This window comes from Streptomyces sp. NPDC059524, assembly GCF_042749255.1.
Taxonomy (GTDB): domain Bacteria; phylum Actinomycetota; class Actinomycetes; order Streptomycetales; family Streptomycetaceae; genus Streptomyces; species Streptomyces xanthii.
In genome coordinates, this window is sequence record NZ_JBHYTK010000034.1 from 17,398 (window position 1) to 35,882 (window position 18,485).

At 71.4% G+C, this 18,485-nt stretch carries 17 protein-coding genes and 1 pseudogene; 9 read left to right on the top strand and 9 right to left on the bottom strand.

Annotation, left to right across the window (positions count from 1 at the left end; genetic code table 11):
• Positions 1-138 precede the first annotated feature (138 nt).
• The 3 genes and pseudogenes from ACFW9D_RS12760 to ACFW9D_RS12770 all read left to right on the top strand — a co-directional run.
• Positions 139-609: pseudogene (locus tag ACFW9D_RS12760) on the top strand (thiol-disulfide oxidoreductase DCC family protein); the annotation flags it as partial.
• A 227-nt stretch (positions 610-836) separates the two neighbouring features.
• Positions 837-1,496 carry a TetR family transcriptional regulator gene (locus tag ACFW9D_RS12765; RefSeq protein ID WP_384621100.1) on the top strand — a complete coding sequence of 220 codons (660 nt, stop codon included), beginning with the start codon at positions 837-839 and terminating at the stop codon, positions 1,494-1,496.
• Positions 1,497-1,690: 194 nt separating this feature from the next.
• Entirely contained in the window at positions 1,691-2,854 is a 1,164-nt protein-coding gene (locus ACFW9D_RS12770) for a D-alanyl-D-alanine carboxypeptidase family protein (RefSeq protein WP_384621037.1), read from the top strand.
• Between the two features lie 81 nt (positions 2,855-2,935).
• On the opposite strand, the gene ACFW9D_RS12775 is transcribed toward ACFW9D_RS12770, so the two are convergent.
• The 3 genes from ACFW9D_RS12775 to ACFW9D_RS12785 all read right to left on the bottom strand — a co-directional run bounded on the left by ACFW9D_RS12775 (position 2,936) and on the right by ACFW9D_RS12785 (position 6,366).
• Positions 2,936-4,489 (bottom strand): ABC transporter substrate-binding protein, encoded by a 1,554-nt coding sequence (locus tag ACFW9D_RS12775; RefSeq protein WP_384621040.1) that lies wholly within the window; start codon positions 4,487-4,489, stop codon positions 2,936-2,938.
• A gap of 224 nt (positions 4,490-4,713) precedes the next feature.
• Entirely contained in the window at positions 4,714-6,111 is a 1,398-nt protein-coding gene (locus tag ACFW9D_RS12780; RefSeq protein WP_384621043.1) for a metallophosphoesterase, read from the bottom strand.
• A 12-nt stretch (positions 6,112-6,123) separates the two neighbouring features.
• A complete protein-coding gene (locus ACFW9D_RS12785) occupies positions 6,124-6,366 on the bottom strand; it encodes an SCO4848 family membrane protein (protein ID WP_223205976.1) in 243 nt (80 codons plus the stop codon).
• Between ACFW9D_RS12785 and ACFW9D_RS12790 the strand changes: the two genes are divergently transcribed.
• Positions 6,305-7,840, top strand: coding sequence for a D-alanyl-D-alanine carboxypeptidase (locus tag ACFW9D_RS12790; protein ID WP_384621046.1), 1,536 nt, complete (start codon positions 6,305-6,307; stop codon positions 7,838-7,840). The two genes, ACFW9D_RS12785 and ACFW9D_RS12790, sit on opposite strands and share 62 nt — an antisense overlap.
• A 436-nt stretch (positions 7,841-8,276) precedes the next feature.
• Here ACFW9D_RS12790 and ACFW9D_RS12795 read toward each other — a convergent pair whose 3' ends face one another.
• The 4 genes from ACFW9D_RS12795 to ACFW9D_RS12810 form a co-directional block, all read right to left on the bottom strand.
• On the bottom strand, positions 8,277-9,194 hold the full coding sequence (locus ACFW9D_RS12795) for a YihY/virulence factor BrkB family protein (RefSeq protein ID WP_384621049.1): 918 nt from the start codon (positions 9,192-9,194) through the stop codon (positions 8,277-8,279).
• Positions 9,182-9,679, bottom strand: coding sequence for a GtrA family protein (locus ACFW9D_RS12800; RefSeq protein ID WP_384621102.1), 498 nt, complete (start codon positions 9,677-9,679; stop codon positions 9,182-9,184). The genes ACFW9D_RS12795 and ACFW9D_RS12800 overlap by 13 nt, the downstream gene beginning before the upstream one ends.
• A gap of 109 nt (positions 9,680-9,788) precedes the next feature.
• Positions 9,789-10,700, bottom strand: a complete 912-nt coding sequence (locus ACFW9D_RS12805; protein ID WP_384621052.1) for a decaprenyl-phosphate phosphoribosyltransferase — start codon at positions 10,698-10,700, stop codon at positions 9,789-9,791.
• A 242-nt stretch (positions 10,701-10,942) separates the two neighbouring features.
• Positions 10,943-11,461, bottom strand: coding sequence for a phosphatase PAP2 family protein (locus tag ACFW9D_RS12810; RefSeq protein ID WP_384621054.1), 519 nt, complete (start codon positions 11,459-11,461; stop codon positions 10,943-10,945).
• A gap of 133 nt (positions 11,462-11,594) precedes the next feature.
• Here ACFW9D_RS12810 and ACFW9D_RS12815 point away from each other — a divergent pair, with 133 nt between their 5' ends.
• Entirely contained in the window at positions 11,595-13,115 is a 1,521-nt protein-coding gene (locus ACFW9D_RS12815; RefSeq protein ID WP_384621057.1) for an FAD-binding protein, read from the top strand.
• A gap of 362 nt (positions 13,116-13,477) precedes the next feature.
• Complete coding sequence (locus ACFW9D_RS12820; RefSeq protein ID WP_384621059.1) at positions 13,478-14,233, top strand: decaprenylphospho-beta-D-erythro-pentofuranosid-2-ulose 2-reductase; 756 nt, start codon at positions 13,478-13,480, stop codon at positions 14,231-14,233.
• 19 nt (positions 14,234-14,252) lie between these two features.
• On the opposite strand, the gene ACFW9D_RS12825 is transcribed toward ACFW9D_RS12820, so the two are convergent.
• Together ACFW9D_RS12825 and trpS are read right to left on the bottom strand one after the other, a co-directional pair.
• Positions 14,253-14,837 (bottom strand): 2'-5' RNA ligase family protein, encoded by a 585-nt coding sequence (locus ACFW9D_RS12825; protein WP_188337270.1) that lies wholly within the window; start codon positions 14,835-14,837, stop codon positions 14,253-14,255.
• Between the two features lie 53 nt (positions 14,838-14,890).
• Positions 14,891-15,904, bottom strand: a complete 1,014-nt coding sequence (gene trpS, locus ACFW9D_RS12830) for a tryptophan--tRNA ligase (RefSeq protein ID WP_188337271.1) — start codon at positions 15,902-15,904, stop codon at positions 14,891-14,893.
• Between the two features lie 185 nt (positions 15,905-16,089).
• Here trpS and ACFW9D_RS12835 point away from each other — a divergent pair, with 185 nt between their 5' ends.
• The 3 genes from ACFW9D_RS12835 (at position 16,090) to ACFW9D_RS12845 (ending at position 18,411) form a co-directional block, all read left to right on the top strand.
• On the top strand, positions 16,090-16,722 hold the full coding sequence (locus tag ACFW9D_RS12835) for an RNA polymerase sigma factor (RefSeq protein WP_384621104.1): 633 nt from the start codon (positions 16,090-16,092) through the stop codon (positions 16,720-16,722).
• Positions 16,703-17,527, top strand: a complete 825-nt coding sequence (locus tag ACFW9D_RS12840) for a hypothetical protein (RefSeq protein WP_384621062.1) — start codon at positions 16,703-16,705, stop codon at positions 17,525-17,527. Before ACFW9D_RS12835 ends, ACFW9D_RS12840 begins: the two co-directional genes overlap by 20 nt.
• Positions 17,528-17,685: 158 nt before the next feature.
• Entirely contained in the window at positions 17,686-18,411 is a 726-nt protein-coding gene (locus tag ACFW9D_RS12845; RefSeq protein ID WP_384621064.1) for a hypothetical protein, read from the top strand.
• The last annotated feature ends 74 nt before the right edge of the window (positions 18,412-18,485 follow it).

Sequence of the window (18,485 nt, forward strand, 5' to 3'; positions counted from 1 at the left end):
CTCTCTAAACTCTCCCCACCAAACCCAGTGGGGGGGGGGGGTTGAGTGGGGGGGTGCGCCCCCGCGGGGGCGCCCCCCCGGGGGGGGCCCGGCGGGGGGGCGGGGGGGGTACCCCGGCGGGCAGCGGCCGTGAATCCGGTGGCCCGGGACGCCCGGGGGGACGTCCCGGTCCGCCGACTCACGGTCCTGTACGACGCGGACTGCCCGCTGTGCACGTTCGCCCGGGGCTGGCTCGGCCGCCAGCGCCAGCTCGTCCCGCTGGAGTTCGTCGCGGCGGGCTCGGACGAGGCGCGGGCCCGCTACCCGGGGATCGACCACGCCGCCACCCTCGGCGACATCACGGTGATCGGCGACGGCGGGCAGGTCTTCCAGGGCTCGGCCGCCTGGGTCGTGTGCATGTGGGCGCTGCGCGAACACCGCGCGACGGCGCACCGGATGACCACGCCCGCGGGCATGAAGGTCGCCAAGCAGGTCGTGCTCGCCGCCGCGAAGTACCGGGAGGCGCACCGCACACGGCAGGCCGGGGGCGGGGTGTACCGGCGCGAGGACGGGTGGACGTACGACCCGCGGCACGGATGGACGTTCGAGCCGCCGGCCTCGTCGCCGGATCGGTCCTCGGGCCGGTCCCCGGACCGGCCCGACCGGGACGGCTGGTTCCAGGAGGCGTACGGGTACGGGGACGGGGCGCCCGTCTGCGACAGCGGTTGCCGCACGGACGGCCCGGCCGATTAGGCTCGGTGACCGTGGCTACTGAAGAACCCGGGGCCGTCCGGCGCAAGAGCGCCGACAAGCCCGCCAAGAGCGAGCAGACGCGGGCGCTGATCCTGGAGACCGCGATGCGGCTCTTCCGGGAGCGGGGCTACGACAAGACCACCATGCGGGCCATCGCCCAGGAGGCCGGGGTCTCGGTCGGCAACGCGTACTACTACTTCGCGGGCAAGGAACATCTGATCCAGGGGTTCTACGACCGGATCGCCGCCGAACACCAGGCGGCGGTCCGGCCCGTGCTCGACGCGGAGACCGATCTGGAGAAGCGGCTGGCGGGCGTGCTCCGGGTCTGGCTGGAGATCGCCGAGCCGTACCACGAGTTCGCCGCCCAGTTCTTCAAGAACGCGGCCGACCCGGACTCCCCGCTCAGCCCGTTCTCGGCCGAGTCGGAGCATGCCCGGGAGGCCGCGATCTCCGTGCACCGGGAGGTCCTGGCCGGGTCGAAGGCGAAGGTGCCCGCGGAACTGGCGCAGATCCTGCCCGAGTTGATGTGGCTCTCCCAGATGGGGCTCGTCCTGTACTGGGTGTTCGACAGCTCGGAGGGGCGCGAGCGCAGCCGGCGACTGGCGGAGCGCGGGGCCCGGCTGACCACGCGCGGCGTGGCGCTCGCCCGGTTCCGGGTGCTGCGGCCGCTCGTGCTTGAGGTGCACGAGCTGTTCATCGACTTCCTGCCTGGGATGACGCGGGGCGGGACGGAGGGCGGGACGGGGGACGGGACGAGGGGCTAGCGGGGCTGAGGCTGGGGCGTCGCGGGGGGCGTTGCCGGGGTGGGGCAGGCGAGGCCGAGGCGGGGCGGGGCGTTGCCGGGCGCTGCCCCGGGCGAGGCCGGTTCCGGGCGGGGTGGGGCTGGTCCTGGCGGGGGCCGCGCCGGGTCGGGTCACCCGCTGTCCTTTACCTGGTCTTTCACCTGTACGTTCGCCAGATGCCCGGCACCACCTCGTCTCCCCAGTTCAGCCGCCGCGCCGCCCTCGGCATCGGGTTCGGCGCCGCCACCGCTCTCGCCCTGCCCGCGCCGCGCGCGTCCGCCGCGCCGGTCGCCTCGGGCGCCCCGGGAACGGCGGGGGTGCCGAGACTGCCGAGACTCGACGCGCGGGCCTGGCTGGTCGCCGACCACGACAGCGGCAAAGTCCTCGCCGCCTCCGGTGCGCACCGCGCGCTGCCGCCCGCTTCGACGCTGAAGATGCTGTTCGCGGACACGGTGCTGCCGCGCTTCGGCGCCGACGAGAAGCACCGGGTGACCGCCGCCGACCTGGCCGGGATCCCGGCGGGCTCCAGCCTCGTCGGCATCCAGGCCGGGACCACGTACACCGTCCGGCAGTTGTGGCAGGGCGTCTTCCTGCGCTCCGGGAACGACGCCGTGCACGTGCTCGCCTCGATGAACGGCGGCGTCGCCAAGACCGTGCGGGAGATGCAGCGGCGAGCCGAGGAGCTGGGCGCGAACGACACCCACGTGGTCAGCCCCGACGGCTTCGACCACCCGGGGCAGGTCTCGTCGGCGTACGACCTCACGCTGTTCGCCCACGCCGGGCTCAGGAACGACGACTTCCGCGCGTACTGCGCCACGAAGACCGCCGACTTCCCCGCGGGCGGCGGCAAGACCTTCCAGATGCAGAACACCGACCGACTGCTCACCGGCCAGGGCGTGACCCCGTACGAGGGGCTGATCGGCGTCAAGAACGGCTACACCTCGCACGCCGGCAACACCTTCACCGGCGCCGCCACCCGCGGCGGCCGCACCCTACTCGTCACCGTCCTGCGCCCGAAGTCCGGCTACGAGGCGGTCTACGAGGAGACCGCGGCGCTGCTCGACTGGGGCTTCCGGGCGGTGGACCGGGTGACACCGGTCGGCACGCTGGGGGCGCCGCCGACAGGACGGGGCGGGGCCTCGAAGCCGGGCGGTGAGCAGGGGGCACCTGCCGGGTCGACGCGCGCGGCCGCTTCGCCGTCCGGGCCGGCGCCGTCCGGTGAACGCAAGGAGGCGCTGGCGCTGGGCGGGTCCGCGGCCGTCGCGGCACTCGCCGGCGGCGGGCTGCTGGCGCTGCGCCGCAGGGCCCGCCCCTCGGGACGGCGGCGCAGGAAGGCCTGACGGCCGCCGTCCTTCACCGGTCCGGCCGTCAGTCCTTCACCGGTCCGGCCGTCCGGCCGTCAGCCTTCACCGGTCCGGCCGTCAGATCCAGTCGAGCTCCCAGAGGCGGAACACGCCCGTCCCGTCGGACAGGTACTGCCCGCCGGTCACGTCCTCCGTGCTGAGCACGTACTCCTTGCGCTGCCACAGCGGGATCAGCGGCACGTCGTCCGCGACGTCCTCCTGCAGCGTGCGCAGGTCCCTGAGCGTGCGCCCGCGGTCCTCGTACTCCTGGCTCGCCAGGATCAGGGCGTCCACCCGCTTGCTGCTGTACCCGTTGTGCATGCCCGAGCCGGTGCGCACGAGCTGTGCCGTGAACGTGTCCGGGTCCGGGAAGTCCGGCAGCCAGCCGACCCCGTACGCGTCGAGCTTGCCCGCCGTGTACCGCTTCTGGAACTCGGCCCAGTCGTAGTACTTCGGCGTCACCTCGAACAGATCGGTCCCCCCGGCCTGCCGCGCGATCTCCTCCGCCTCCGCCTTCGACGCCGCGCCGCGCGAGTACGCGAACTCGAAGCGGACCGGCGTCGTCACCCCGGCCTCGGCGAGCAGCCGGCGGGCCCGCTCCACGTCCGGCTGCGGGTACGCGTCGAAGAACGCCGTCGTGTGCCCGGTGATCCCGCGCGGCACCACGGAGTACAGCGAGTCCACCGTGCCCTTGTACGCCGTCTCGACCAGCTTGTCTCGGTCGATGAGCGAGGCCAGCGCCTGCCGCACGCGGCGCTCGTGCAGGGGCTTGCCCGCGCGCACGTTCAGCACCAGGTTGCGCGTCTCGGCGCCGTCGACCTCCGTGACCCGCTGCTCCTGGTCACTGGTCGACAGACCGGCGAGCATCGCGGGCGGCAGCTGGCGCGCGGCGACGTCGACGGTGTGGCCCTTCCACGCGGACTCGAGCGCGTCGGAGTCCTTGAAGTAGCGCAGCTCGGTGGGGTGCGTGGGGACCTTCGCGGGGCCCTCGTAGTTCTTGTTCGGCACGAGCGTGGCCCGGCTGCCGGCCTTGTACGCCTTGAGGACGTAGGGGCCCGTGCCGTCGATCCGCTCGCCGGGGCGCAGCGCGTCCGCCGGGTAGATGTCCCGGTCGACGATGGCTCCCGCGCCGGTCGCGACCTTGAACGGGAACGTGGCGTCCGGCGACGACAGGCGGAACGTGACCGTCAGCCCGTTCGCCTCCACGCTCTTGAGCGTGTCGAGCAGCGAGGCCGGACCGACCGGGTCGTTGATCTTGCGCACGCGGTCGAAGGAGTACTTCACGTCCTTCGCGGTCATCGTCCGGCCGCTCGGGAACTTGATGTCCGACTGCAGCTTGCAGCGGTACGTGAGCAGCCCCGTGCCGACGAACCGGCACTGCTCGGCGGCGTCCGGCACCGGATTGGTGCCGCCCGGCGCGAAGGTCAGCAGCGACTGGAACACATTGCTGTACAGCGCCCACGAGCCCGCGTCGTACGCGCCCGCGGGGTCCAGCGACGTGACCGCGTCCGTCGTCCCCACCCTGACGGTCTTTCCCCCGTCGCTCTTCTCCGGCAACAACTGCCAGCCGCCGAGCCCCGCCGCGACAATTACCACAACCGTCGCGATGACTCGCAGACGAACCGCGCGCATCAAACGTCCCTCCCCAGTGACGGTTATCACTGAATCACAGTGTTTGACCTGGGGGAAGAGGGAATTTTGAGGTATCCGCCATGTGCGGGGGTCCCACCTGTTTCGGAGCGGTCCGACCGATCTCCACCGCGCGGGTTCTCAGCCTCCACGGTGTGGGGTTTCAGTGAAGCCGCACGTCAGGCTACCGCCCGCGTGCGGCCCCTCGGAGGGCACGGTGGCGGCGCTCAGGCCTGCTTCGACGCCAGCTCGACGACCGTGACGTCGGACGGCGCCCCGACCCGCACCGGCGGCCCCCAGGCTCCGGCACCCCGGCTGACGTACAACTGCGTGTCGCCGTACCGCTCCAGGCCCGCCAGCGTCGGATTGGCCGCGTCCGCGATGAAGTTGCCGGGCCACAGCTGCCCGCCGTGTGTGTGCCCGGACAGCTGGAGATCGACGCCGTGCTTCACCGCCTCGTGGATCATCACGGGCTGGTGCGCGAGCAGCACGGCGGCACGGGTGCGGTCCCGGTCACCGAGCGCCCTCGCGTAGTCGGGGCCGTCGCCGTGGTTCTCGCCCGCGATGTCGTTGACCCCGGCGAGGTCGAACGCCCCCAGCTCCACCCGGGCGTTGGCCAGCGGCCGCATCCCGATCTCCCGTACGTGCTCGACCCAGGGCTCGGCGCCGGAGAAGTACTCGTGATTGCCCGTCACGAAGTACGTCCCGTGCCGCGACCGGAACCGGGACAGCGGCGCCACCGCCGACGCCAGGTCCTCGACGCTCCCGTCGACCAGGTCGCCGACGACCGCGATCAGGTCCGGCTGCGTCCCGTTCACGATCTCGACGACCCGCTCCGCGAACCCCCGGCCCAGCACGGGCCCCAGGTGCACATCGCTGACCACCGCGATCCTGAACCCGTGCGCCGCGCGCGGCAGTTTGGCCAGCGGCACGGTCACCCGCTTCACCTTCGGCCCGCGCAGCACGCCGTACGCCCCGTTCCCCACGACCCCGGCCGCGGCGACAGCCGCCGCACCCCCGACGACCCGGGCCAGGATCAGGCGGCGGGTGGGGGCGGGGATTGGGGTGGGGGTGGGGGTGGGGGTGTCGGGGGAATGCGCGGATTCGGGTGCGGCGGGGGCGGCGAGGGCGTCGGTCTGTGCGGCAGGTCCAGGTTGGGTGACGGGCGCGTCCGGGGCGGCAACGGCACCGGCAGGCTTCGAGACAGGCTCGGCCACGCGGCGGGCCATGGCCTCGGCTTCGGCGCCGGCTTCGGCGCCGGCTTCGGCCTCGGTCTCGTTCCCGGTCTCGCCGCGCTCACCGGCCCGCCGATCGAGCAGGCGCCGCAGCACGGGCCGCAGCACCTCCCCCACCAGCAACGCCAGCACCAGGTACAGCGCGAACGCCATCCACAGGAACCCCGGCCACGCCAGCACCTGCTGCAACAGGAACGGCGCCCCCGTCCGCTCCGCCACCAGCGCCGCGAACATCAGCACGGGCCCGACGGCGAACACCACCGCCCCGCCGCGCCGCACCCACCCCGGCCCCGCAGTCGTGTCCCGCACGAGCCGCCGCCAGGCGTAGTAGTGCAGCCCGCCGAGCACGCCCAGGACAAACAGGGCGATCAGCACAAAAAGAACGACCATGTCCCCGGTCGCCTACGAGGTCCGGCGCAGGGCCCGCACACCGCGGAACCCGATGACCCCGACCACCGTCCCCAAGACAAAGGAGACGACGGCCAGCGTCAGATGCACCCAGAAGTACGCGGTCGGATCCCCGGCGTCGTCGAACGCGAGGCCGCTGCCGTCCTTCCACAGGTTCTTGACGAAAGTGATCCAGATGAACCAGCTCCACACCCCGAAGGCGAGCAGGAACCAGGAGACGGGGCGGCTGAGCTTCATACCCTCAGTATCGCCAGCCCCCGCCGCGCTCCGCCGCCGGGGTGGGGAGCAGCGCGGGCCCGCGGGCGGAGCCGGCCCGTCGCGGGACACCGAACCCAGCGCGACTCCGAAGACACAGAACACCTCGGCGCAGACTTACCGACCCGCTACATGTACGTTTCCGACCGTGCCTGCCTCCAATGCGTCGTATTCGAAGAAGTCCGCGCGCACGAACGGTCGTTTCCGTTCCACACTGCTCAGGACTTCCGCGCTCCTGCTCACCGCCTCGGCCCTCTCCCTGACCGCGACGCTCCCGGCGGCCGCCGTGGACAAGCCGGGCGACAAGTCGGGCAAGGGCTCCACCGGCCAGGCCAAGCCGCCGGCGAAGATGTCGGAGATCGGCGGCACCCGCCTCGGCCGCCCGGGCACCCAGGTCGACCTGGGCGGCGGCGCCCCCGTCCTGCCGAAGGACCTGACGGCCAAGTCCTGGATCGTCGCGGACGCCGAGTCCGGTGACGTCCTCGCCTCGCACAACGCCCACTGGAAGCTGCCCCCGGCGAGCACCATGAAGATGCTCTTCGCCGACACCGTGCTCCCCAAGTTCCCCAAGAGCACGACCCACAAGGTCGTCCCCTCCGACCTGGCCGGCATCGGCGCCGGCTCCAGCTCGGTCGGCATCAAGGAGAACTACACCTACACCGTCCACGACCTGTGGCTCGGCGTCTTCCTCCGCTCCGGCAACGACGCCGTCCACGTCCTGTCCGCCATGAACCAGGGCGTCCCCCAGACCGTCAAGGACATGCAGGCCCACGCCGAGGAACTCCAGGCCCTCGACACCCACGTCGTCAGCCCCGACGGCTACGACGCCCCCGGCCAGACCTCCTCCGCCTACGACCTCACCCTCTTCGCCCGCTCGGGCCTGCAGAAGGCGGACTTCCGCGAGTACGCCGCCACGGCCACCGCCAAGTTCCCCAAGAAGCAGAAGAAGGGGAAGACCACCGAGCGCTTCGCGATCCAGAACACCAACCGCCTCCTCACCGGCGACCTGGGCCTCGCCCCCTACAAGGGCATCGCCGGCGTCAAGAACGGCAACACCACCAACGCCGGCGCCACCTTCACCGGCGTCGCCGAGCGCAACAACCGCGTCCTCCTCGTCACCGTCATGACCCCCGACTCCGACGAACAGTTCGCCGTCTACAAGGAAACCGCCCGCCTCCTCGACTGGGGCTTCGCCGCCGACGGCAAGGTCACCCCGGTCGGCAGCCTCGTCCCGCCCAAGAGCGCGGCCGCCTCCACGGCCCCCGGCGCCGCGGGCACCGACGGCGACCACGGCAAGGCCGGCCCCGCCAAGCCCCAGGCCCACGCCGCGGTGACCGAACCGGAGGGCTCCAGCGGCATCGGCATCGCCCTCGCCATCTGCGGCGGCATCCTGGTCGTCCTGGCCGGAGCGGTCTTCGCAGTCCGCAAGAAGTGGCCCCTCCAGCCGAAGAACTGACCCCACCTCCTTCCACTCCGCGCGGACCGAGGCCGGGGCAGGCGCGGAGGCCGGGGACGCGAGGCGGAGGCCGGGGACGCGGGGCGGAGGCCGCGAGCGGACAGGCTGGGGGCGAGGGCAGGGAGCTGATGCCGGAGCGCATCGGGCGCCCTAGGGGCAGGGATCTGATGCTGGGGCGCATCAGGTGCCCCGGGAGCAGGGGCCACCGACCGAGTGTGGTCGCGGTGTACGCGCTGAGGGCGCTACCGGGTGGCCGACTGGGTCCGGCAGGTTCGCTGGGCCCGCCGGGTTTGCTGGGCCCGCCGAGTCCGCCGGGTTCGCTGGGTCCGCCGAGTTCACTGGGCCCGCCGGGTGAATCAGCGCCCGGCCAACCCGCCCCTCGGCCCCCGATCAGGACCCCGCACCCGCTACCACCGCCTCCTCCCTCCAGGCGCCCCTACTCCCCCGTGCCCGCCTCCGTCACGTCGTCTTCTTCCTCCTCCAGCGCCTCGTCCTCCTCGGCCGGCGCGCCGCCTCTCGTCGCCGTCCACGCCGCGCAGAACAGAATCAACTTCGCCGTGAAGTTGATCCACAGCAACAACGCGACCGGCGTCCCGAACGCCCCGTACATGCTCTTCGCCGCGACGCCTCGCATATAGCCACCGAGAAGCAGCTTGAGCAGTTCGAACCCCGCGGCCCCGATCAGCGCCGCCGTGAACAGATCCCGCCGCTCCGGATGCACCCCGGGCAGCAACGTCAGTACATAGAGGAACACCAGGAAGTCCGCCAGCACCGCCACCGCGAACGCCGCCCCCTGCAACAGCGCCCCGCCCCACCCCGCCTCGTTGATCCCGAGCTGATCAGCCGTCCATCCGACCGCCGAGGACGCGATGGTCGACGCCGCCATCGACGCGAGCCCCGCGGCCCCGAGGCCGATCAGCACGCCGGTGTCCTTGAGCTTGACCAGAACCGGGTTCTCGTCGCTGTCCGGCAACTCCCACACGGCCCGCAGGCAGTCCCTTATCGAGCCGACCCACCCCACACCTGTGAGCAGAAGCAGCGCGCCGGCCACCAGCCCGACCGTCCCCGCGTTGTCGATCAACGCCCCCAGGTCCAACTGGTCTGAGATCCCCGGGACTTGGTCGGCGATCTTCTCCTCCAGCTGGTCCTGCCGCGCGGGCCCGAGCGTGCCGGCCGCGATCGCCGCCGCCACCGTGAGCAGGGGAAAGAGCGCCAGGAAGCTGATGAACGTCATCGCCGCCGCGAGTCTCGCCCAGTGCACGGCATCGAGCCGCTCATAGGCGTGCCAGGCGTGCGTCCGCATCAGCCGGACGACCACCGGGCCGACGACGGGGAGTCTTTTCAGCCAGTCCATGATCCCAGCCTGCCCCGTTCAGCCGGTTCCATCGCGCTCGCCACGACGGCACCGGAGCCCCCGCCGGGTCTGGACCGGAAGACCAGGGTCCGAGTCCCCCAGAACCGCAGCGCCGTGGCCAGCACCATCCCCACGCCGGCCCCCGAGATCGTGTCGGCCCGAGGCGAGGTGAACCCGAGCCCGTAGTGCGAGACCGCGATGCACAGCAACTGCACCAAAGCCCCCGCCACGTTCACCGCGAAGAACGCCCCGTACTGCCGCAGCCGCGACACCCCCGCGGCTCTTCTCCGGTAGGTCCCCAGCGCATTCCCCAGGTACGCCACCGAGCAACCCGCCACGAACGACAACGCCTTGGCCTGGATCGGATCCATCCCCACCTGCCCCCGAAGCCAGACAAACAGCCCCAGGTCTGCGGCATAGGCACAGAGCCCCACCGCCGCGAACCCCACCACCTCAGGCCCCACCGCCCGCACCCGCGCCGCCAACCCCCGTCGAGGAGGTCCAGCCGACCGCCGATCACCACCCACAGCCGACTCCCCCACCACGCTCATCTCACGCACCTCTTCCACCTCTCGCCCCATCACCTCGGCACAGTCACCAATCCACCACCGCGAGCGCGTACATCGCCAGCCACACCAGCCCGATCACCGCCAGCGCCCGGTCCTTCAACACCACGTCCTCGGGTTCACCCGCCGTACCCCGGTCGGCGAACACCGCGTATCTGAGGACAGCGAGGATGAAGGCCGCCATCGACAACTGCCGCCAAGGCAACAGGCTGCTGCTCGCCACGCCCCCCTCCTCCATCGCCCACAGGCAGTACGCGAGCACGGCGACCCCCGCCGCCAGCTGCCACACGAACCGCAGGTATCCGGTGGTGTACTCGGTGAGCAGCGCCCGCGTGGCCCCGGCCTTCCCGACCATCTGGACCGATTCCGAGTACCGCTTCGCCGAGACCATGAACAGGGCGCCGAAGCCGGTGGTGATCAGAAACCAGCGCGACAGCGGAATCCCGAGCGCGAGCCCGCCGATCATGGCTCTCATCAGGAACCCGGTGGTCACCACGACCAGGTCGACGACCAGGACGTGCTTGAGGCTGACGCAGTACGCCAACTGCATGGCGACATACGCGGTGAGCAGCAGCGCGGTCATCGGATTGCAGAGCAGGGCCGCCCCGGCCGGCGCGAGCACCGCGAGCACTCCCCCGACCGCGTAGGCGACCGGCACGGGAACCTGCCCCGCTGCCACGGGCCGATTCCGCTTCACCGGGTGCGCCCGGTCCGCTTCGGCGTCCCGTGCATCGTTGATCAGATACACCGCGGACGCCGCGGCAGTGAACAGGGCGAATACCACTGCGAGTTGTGTCAGCGCGTGCCATGAGAACAACTCCCCGGCCGCCGCTGGCGCGGCCACCACGAGCACGTTCTTGACCCATTGCCGCGGCCGCGCCGTCCTGACGATCCCCGAGGCCAGCCCCCGCCGCCTGCGCGCCTCGGTCTCCGGCTCCACGGCCTGGGGCCGTTCAAGCACCGCCGTGGCCGAACCGGGACGCCGCGCCGCCCCGATCAGCGGGACACCACCGCTCCGGCCCCCGTTGGCGTCCGCCTCAGTCCGCTCAGCCGCCTTCCGCTCGCCCCCTTTCCTCCCATCCGCATTCGGCGTGGGTCCGGCCCCGGATGTCCGGTGCCGCCCGTCTCCGCCCTCGTACTCCCCTGCTCCCCGCACCCGTTCCCCCGTCACTCTGCGCTTCGTCACCTCGCCGCACCCCCGTTCATCCAGCGCGTTCCCAGTCGGACCGTCAGCGCCCCCAGCGCCGCGCCCGCCGCGACATCGGAGGGGTAGTGGACTCCCACGACCATCCGCGAGACACACATCGCCGCGGCCACCGGCGGCACGAGGCGCGCCCCGGCCGGCCGCAACGCTCCGTACGCCACCGCGGCGGCCGCCGCCGACGCCGCGTGCGAGCTGGGGAACGAATGCCGACCCGCTGTCCGGACGAGTGGCTCCCCCCCGCCCTCCGCACCTGGCCGCGGTCTCCGCACCATGCGCTTCACGCCCATGCTCGCCAGGTGCGCGCCGGCGGTGAGCGCTGTGCCACGCAGCCAAGCCCCACGCCGCTCGCGGTCCGCCGCCGCCCCCACCAGCCCGGCCGCCAGCCAGAGCGCGCCATGCTCGCCGGCCCAGGACAGCGCTCGCGCGGCCGTCGCCACGCGCCGGTCCCTGCCACAGTCCCGAAGTGCCGAAAGCAATCGGCGATCCATGTCGTCCATGTGGCTCACTCTGAATCCCAAAACATCAATAAACTCGGGCAATTTTGTATGACACCCGATCAATCACTCATTTCGGTGAGCAATCGCCGGATTCAGAGCAAAGCTCTCTTTATGGGGCGATACGGTCACCCCCATGGCTGCCGACCCTGTCTCCACCCCCGTCTCCACCCCTGCTTCCGCGTCCCCCCTCGTGGCTGCGCCGCCGTCCGAATCCGCATCGGCAGCCGCATCCTCGGACTCGGACGCGCCACCGCACTCCACGCCCTCACGCTCCGTGCCCCGCCCCGCACCGAGTCCCGGTTACGACTCCGTTCCGGTCACCGGCTGGGGTCGCACCGCACCCACGTCCGCACACCTGGTCCGCCCCCGCTCCTACGAAGAGGCGGTGGCCGCCGTCCGCGAGTGCGGAGCCCCTGGGCGCCGGGGCGGGATCGCTCGCGGCCTGGGCCGGGCCTACGGCGACGCTGCCCAGAACGCGGGTGGCGCGGTCCTGGACATGACCGGCCTCGACCGCATCCATGCCATCGACGCCTCTGCCGGCACCGTCCTGTGCGACGCCGGTGTCTCGCTGCACCGGCTGATGGAAGTGCTCCTCCCTCTGGGCTGGTTCGTCCCGGTGACGCCGGGCACGCGTTATGTCACGGTCGGCGGCGCGATCGGCGCCGACATCCACGGCAAGAACCACCACGTGTCGGGTTCCTTCTCACGCCATGTACTGGCTCTGGAACTGCTCACGGCCGACGGCCAGGTCCATATCGTCGAGCGAGGCAGCGAGCTGTTCGATGCCACGGCCGGCGGCATGGGGCTGACCGGGATCATCCTCACCGCCACGATCCAACTGCTGCCGGTCGAGACCTCGTTGATGTCGGTCGACACCGAACGCGCCGCCGACCTCGACGACCTGATGGCCCGACTGACTGCCACGGACGACCAGTACCGCTACTCGGTGGCCTGGATCGATCTCCTGGCCCGGGGCGCCTCGTTGGGCCGCTCCGTGCTCACCCGCGGCGACCACGCCCCGTTGGATGCCTTGCCCTCGCGCAGGCGCCGCTCCCCTCTCTCCTTCCGTCCGGGCCGGCTCCCCGCGGCTCCCTCCTTCCTGCCGGAGGGGCTGCTGGGCCGCACGACGGTCGGCGCCTTCAACGAGCTGTGGTTCCGCAAGGCCCCCAAGTCCCGTGTCGGCGAACTCCAGAAGCTGTCCACGTTCTTCCACCCCCTCGACGGCGTCCCGCACTGGAACCGCATCTACGGGCGCAGCGGATTCGTCCAGTACCAGTTCGTCGTCGGATACGGAGCGGAGGACTCCCTCCGCCGCATCGTGCAGCGCATTTCCGACCGGCGATGCCCCTCCTTCCTCGCGGTCCTCAAGCGCTTCGGGGAAGCGGATCCGGGCTGGCTCTCCTTCCCGATGCCGGGCTGGACCCTGGCCCTGGACATCCCGGCGAACCTGCCCGGTCTCGGCTCCTTCCTCGACGAACTCGACGAGGACGTGGCGGCCGCGGGCGGGCGCGTCTATCTCGCGAAGGACTGTCGCCTCAGGCCCGAGCTCCTGTCCTCGATGTATCCGCGTCTGACGGACTTCCGCGCGCTCCGGGCCCGTCTGGACCCGCGAGGCGTCTTCCGCTCCGACCTGTCCCGACGCCTGGAGCTGTGAGCCCCGACGCTCGCGCCACCGGCGCGTCCTCAGTCGGGACAGGCAGACTCACACGCGAGCCTCCACCCCGTGCGGCTTCGCCGCCGAAGCCGCCTCGCTTGGCGCTGCCGCCACCTGCGACAGCCCTCAACTCCCGGGCCCGAGCGACGAGATCCGAACGGCTCCCCGTCCCCACCAGACCTGCCATGTGACTGCCCCCTTCGTCGGCGCGGGCCCTCCGCGCCGGTGTCACTTCTGATACACCGCTCGGCCCGCACAGGTTCCGGATCCGCCTCGTCGAATTCCCCCGACCGGGACATGGTCGGCCTCCGACCCGGCGCGCCACCGCGTTCCGTGCCTCGAATCATTGGAGTTTGGATCTCATGAAGGACGCCTTCGGAACTCCCCAGTCCCTGCTCATCCTCGGCGGCACGTCGGAGATCGCGCTCGCCACCGCCCGTCGGCTCGTCACGCGCCGCACTCGTACCGTGTGGCTGGCGGGCCGCCCCTCCCCCGCTCTCGACAGCGCGGCGGCCGAGCTGCGCCGGATGGGGGCCGATGCCCGGACCGTCTCGTTCGACGCCCTCGACTCGGAGGCGCACGAGGAGGTGCTCGGCAAGGTCTTCGCCGAGGGCGACATCGACATGGTGCTGCTGGCCTTCGGCATCCTCGGCGACCAGGCCCACGACGAGGGTGAACCGCTGTCGGCGGTACGGGTCGCCCAGACCAACTACACCGGCGCCGTGTCGGCCGGACTCATCTGTGCCCGGGCCCTGCAGGCCCAGGGCCACGGCTCGCTCGTCGTCCTGTCGTCCGTCGCGGGCGAGCGCGCCCGCCGGGCCAACTTCATCTACGGATCGAGCAAGGCCGGCCTCGACGCCTTCGCCCAGGGTCTGGGCGACGCGCTCCACGGCACCGGCGTGCACGTCATGGTGGTGCGGCCCGGATTCGTGCGATCGAAGATGACGGCCGGCCTGGACGAGGCCCCGATGGCGACGACGCCCGAAGCGGTCGCCCTGGCCATCGAGACGGGGTTGCGCCGCAGGTCGGAGACGGTGTGGGTGCCGGGTGCGCTGCGCGTGATCATGTCAGCGCTGCGGCACGTACCGCGGCCTGTGTTCCGCAGGCTCCCGGTCTGATCCGGGAGGCCGCGGAGTCTCAGCTCGCGCGCAGGCGACGGGAACGCATCGAGCGTCCGGGCGCCTGCGCGGGCAGCGGCGACTTACCGAAGGTGAAATCCCGCAGGCGCCGCCACACGCCGTCGGCCCCCTGCTCGTACAGGGCGAAGCCGGTGCACGGCCAGGCCGCCTCGTAGTCGGCCAGCTCCGCAAACGCGCGGTCCATCGCTTCCTCGGCGATGCCGTGCGCCACGGTCACGTGGGGGTGGTACGGGAACTGCAGCTCTCGTGCGACGGGACCCGAGGCGTCGCGCACCTGCTTCTGCAGCCAGGTACAGGCCTCGGCGCCCTCGACGACCTGTACGAACACGACGGGTGACAGAGGACGGAAGGTTCCCGTCCCGGACAGACGCATCGCGAAGGGGCGCCCGGCGGACGCCACCTCCGTCAGATGCGCCTCGATCGCCGCCAGGTCCCCGCTCTCCACCTCGGTCGGCGGGAGCAGGGTGATGTGCGTGGGAATGCCGTGTGCCGCGGGGTCACCGAAGCCCGCACGCCGCTCCTGGAGCAGGCTGCCGTGAGGCTCCGGGACCGCGATCGAGACACCGATCGTTACGGTCCCCACGTCATACTCCTGTCGTTGTCTGGTGGGCGGGCGGGCGTGCAGCCGGTGCGGGCTCAGTGCTTGGCGGGCAGGAAGCCGACCTTTTCGTACGCCTGGGCGAGCGTCTCGGCGGCGACGGCCCGCGCCTTCTCCGCACCCTTGGCCAGGATCGAGTCGAGCGTCTCCGGGTCGTCCAGGTACTCCTGCGTGCGGGTCCGGAACGGAGTCACGAAGTCCACCATGACCTCGGCCAGGTCCGTCTTCAGCGCACCGTACATCTTGCCCTCGTACTTCTGCTCCAGTTCCGGGATACCGGTGCCGGTGAGGGTGGAGTAGATGCTGAGCAGGTTGCTGACGCCCGGCTTGTTCTCCGCGTCGTAGCGGATGACGGTCTCGGTGTCGGTGACCGCGCTCTTGACCTTCTTCGCGGTGACCTTCGGCTCGTCGAGGAGGTTGATGAGGCCCTTCGGCGTCGACGCCGACTTGCTCATCTTGATCGACGGGTCCTGAAGGTCGTAGATCTTCGCCGTCTCCTTCAGGATGTACGGCGCCGGGACGGTGAAAGTCTCGCCGAAGCGGCCGTTGAAGCGCTCGGCCAGGTCACGCGTGAGCTCGATGTGCTGCCGCTGGTCCTCACCGACCGGCACCTGGTGGGCCTGGTAGAGGAGGATGTCCGCGACCTGCAGGATCGGGTACGTGAAGAGGCCGACCGTGGCGCGGTCCGCCCCCTGCTTGGCGGACTTGTCCTTGAACTGCGTCATGCGGCTCGCCTCGCCGAACCCCGTGAGGCAGTTCATGACCCAGCCGAGCTGAGCGTGCTCGGGGACGTGGCTCTGGACGAAGAGCGTGCACCGGTCCGGATCGAGTCCTGCGGCGAGGAGCTGCGCGGCGGCGAGCCGGGTGTTCGCACGCAGTTCCGAGGGGTCCTGCGGGACAGTGATCGCGTGCAGGTCCACCACCATGTAGAAGGCGTCGTGGGACTCCTGCAGCGCCACCCACTGGCGGACCGCACCGAGGTAATTGCCGAGGTGGAACGAGCCTGCGGTGGGCTGGATTCCGGAGAGCACGCGGGGACGATCAGAGGCCATGCCCTCATTCTCTCAGGTGTCTCTCATTGCTCGGGGTCAGGTTCGCGACGTGCGGGCGTCGCGTGAGGGAATCCGCGGGTCCGGCCGGCACGCGGCGTGACGGACCGTGAGAACTCGGGCGTGTCGAGTGGGAACCGATCACCGTCGACCGGTGTATCAAGCGTGTGAGGACACCGGGGGAAGTCCTGGAGGTGGGCCGCGTCGTCGACGAAGGTGCGGTGATCGCCCGTGTGCGCGCCGGAGAGCCGGAGGCGTACGCGGAGCTGGTTCGCGCTTTCACCGGCATCGCCCTGCGAGCAGCGAAGGCGCTGGGCGCGGGGGCCGATGCCGAGGATGTCGTACAGCAGTCCTTCTTCAAGGCGTATCGCAGCTTGGGACGGTTCAAGGACGGCTCGGCTTTCAAGCCGTGGCTGTTGAAGATCGTCGCCAATGAGACAAGGAACACAGTGCGGACGGCGGGCCGGCAGCGGTCGGTCGCCGGTCGGGAAGCAGCGATGGTCGAGGCCGAGCCGTTGATACCGGAGTCGGCGGATCCTGCGGTCGCGGCGGTCGAGGTGGAGCGCCGCGCCGAGCTGCTGGCTGCTCTGGATCTGCTGAGCGAGGAGCACCGGCTGGTGGTCGTGCACCGCTATCTGCTCGAGATGGACGAAGCGGAGACGGCTCAGGCTCTGGGCTGGCCGCGTGGCACGGTCAAGTCCCGGCTCAATCGCGCACTGCGCAAGCTGGGACAGCTGCTGCCGGCGGGCCACACGACTTCGCGAGTCCCGGCACCGCGGCCGGGGAAGGAAGGTGCCAGACATGAGCGAGCCTCGCGATGAGCGCCCGGAGCTCCCGGAGGAGCTGCGCGCGCTGGGACGGTTCATGAACGGTCCGGACGGCGTGGGCGAGACCATGGCGGAGCGCGTGCTGGCACAGATCATCGCCGAGCAAGTGCCGGCGTCCACCGTGGGGCCACCGGGGCCTCGTGAGCGAGCGCGTCGGACAGTGCGATGGGCTCGGCAGCGGTGGCGGCTGCTCACCGCCGCCTTGTGCGGTGTGGCGGCGGTCGTCGTACTCACGCCGCAGGTCCGGGCTGCCGTCTACGACTGGTTCGGCTTCGGCGGGATCGAGATCCACTACGCGCCGTCGACATCACCGGCTCCGGCACCGGGTGCTCAGGACCGCAGGTGTGGTGCGCCGCTCGCCATGGACGAAGCCGTGGTGAAGGCGGGGTTCCGCCCCCTGGTCCCGGCCGAGCTGGGGTCGCCCGACTCGATCGCCGTGACGTACGCGCCGGGCGACCGCCCGGTGGTCAGCCTCTGCTGGCGGAAGGACGACCGCACGGTACGTCTCGACGAGTTCCCTGCCCGTCTGGACATCGGGTTCACCACGACCGTCTCGGATCCTCCGGACCAGGTGTCCGTGGGCCGGGAGTCCGGGCTGTGGTTCGCCCAGGAGCGTCGGGCGGGTTTCCAGCTGCTCGACGGTCAGGGACAGCGATGGCATCAGGCACAGCCGACGGCCGGGCCGGCCATGCTGTGGTCACACGGCGCGCATCTCACGCTGCGTTTGGAGGGGGTGGCTTCCGAGGGGAGGGCGCTGAAGATCGCACGCTCCACGGACGATCGCGGCGGAAGCCTGTGAGTGGGCAGCAGCGGGGCCACGGCTTTGCCGCTGCTGCCGCTGGCTCCGTCGGGCGGGAAGAAAAGCCCGCCGCGGGCGGAACCTGGACGACGCGAGCGGTGTACCAGAAGTGAACCGGTTCGGAGGGGCCGTGCCGGTTGGTCGACTGGGGGGATCGTATGCGTGCGGTACGGAATCTGGCCGCCCTGTTCACAGCGCTGGCGGCCGCGCTGGGACTGGTGCTGTGGGGCACGGCTCAGGCCTCGGCGGGCGGGCCGACGAGCGTCCTGGTCGTGTCGCCCGAGAGCAAGGAAAGCGCGTCGCTCTATTTCAGCGACAAGGACTACGAGCGGCTGGCCCGGCTGCTCGGGGAGCCGGGTGAGACCAAGGGGGCGTTACCGCCGGGCCTGGGGGTCGGTGCCGGCAGGCGGCTCAATGTGACGTGGCTGCTCCACGACATACAGCCGTGGCGCGTGGACCGCGTCTATCCGGACACGCCGGGCAGCAAGGAGGTCTGGATCCACACGTCGACCGACATGAACGGGTTGAACGGGATCTGGCACACCGCTGACAAGCCCGCAGAGCTGCGGTCTCTGATGCGCGAGCTCGGGGTCATGGGGAAACGGTCGCCGGGCGGCAGGGACCCCGTCGCGCCTGCTGCCGAGCCGTCCCGCAATCTCACGATGGCGAAGCCTGACGACCCGGCGACGAGTACTCCGGCCCAGGCCGCCGGACCGGCGCCCGACGCAGTGGCAGTCGGCTGGTGGTGGGTGGTGCCCGGCGTGCTGGCCGGTGCCGCGTTGGGGCTGCTGCTGCGGCCTCTGGTCTCCGGCTTGCCCCACAGGGTGGCGGAGGTGCGCCGGCGCAGAGAGCACGGGCCGCGTCAGGAGCTGCGGGACATATGAAGCCGCCGTTCCCTGCCGGGCCGGCCCGCTGCTCAGGAGTGCCGACGTCCCGGTGCACGGGGCCCGTCTCCGGA

Bases quoted from the DNA above. Each gene is read 5' to 3' on its own strand.
- ACFW9D_RS12765 (WP_384621100.1), top strand. From the start codon at position 837: ATGCGGCTCTTCCGGGAGCGGGGCTACGACAAGACCACCATGCGGGCC.
- ACFW9D_RS12770 (WP_384621037.1), top strand. From the start codon at position 1,691: ATGCCCGGCACCACCTCGTCTCCCCAGTTCAGCCGCCGCGCCGCCCTC.
- ACFW9D_RS12775 (WP_384621040.1), bottom strand. From the start codon at position 4,489: ATGCGCGCGGTTCGTCTGCGAGTCATCGCGACGGTTGTGGTAATTGTC.
- ACFW9D_RS12780 (WP_384621043.1), bottom strand. From the start codon at position 6,111: ATGGTCGTTCTTTTTGTGCTGATCGCCCTGTTTGTCCTGGGCGTGCTC.
- ACFW9D_RS12790 (WP_384621046.1), top strand. From the start codon at position 6,305: ATGAACCAGCTCCACACCCCGAAGGCGAGCAGGAACCAGGAGACGGGG.
- ACFW9D_RS12785 (WP_223205976.1), bottom strand. From the start codon at position 6,366: ATGAAGCTCAGCCGCCCCGTCTCCTGGTTCCTGCTCGCCTTCGGGGTG.
- ACFW9D_RS12795 (WP_384621049.1), bottom strand. From the start codon at position 9,194: ATGGACTGGCTGAAAAGACTCCCCGTCGTCGGCCCGGTGGTCGTCCGG.
- ACFW9D_RS12810 (WP_384621054.1), bottom strand. From the start codon at position 11,461: ATGGACGACATGGATCGCCGATTGCTTTCGGCACTTCGGGACTGTGGC.
- ACFW9D_RS12815 (WP_384621057.1), top strand. From the start codon at position 11,595: ATGGCTGCCGACCCTGTCTCCACCCCCGTCTCCACCCCTGCTTCCGCG.
- ACFW9D_RS12820 (WP_384621059.1), top strand. From the start codon at position 13,478: ATGAAGGACGCCTTCGGAACTCCCCAGTCCCTGCTCATCCTCGGCGGC.
- trpS (WP_188337271.1), bottom strand. From the start codon at position 15,904: ATGGCCTCTGATCGTCCCCGCGTGCTCTCCGGAATCCAGCCCACCGCA.
- ACFW9D_RS12840 (WP_384621062.1), top strand. From the start codon at position 16,703: ATGAGCGAGCCTCGCGATGAGCGCCCGGAGCTCCCGGAGGAGCTGCGC.
- ACFW9D_RS12845 (WP_384621064.1), top strand. From the start codon at position 17,686: ATGCGTGCGGTACGGAATCTGGCCGCCCTGTTCACAGCGCTGGCGGCC.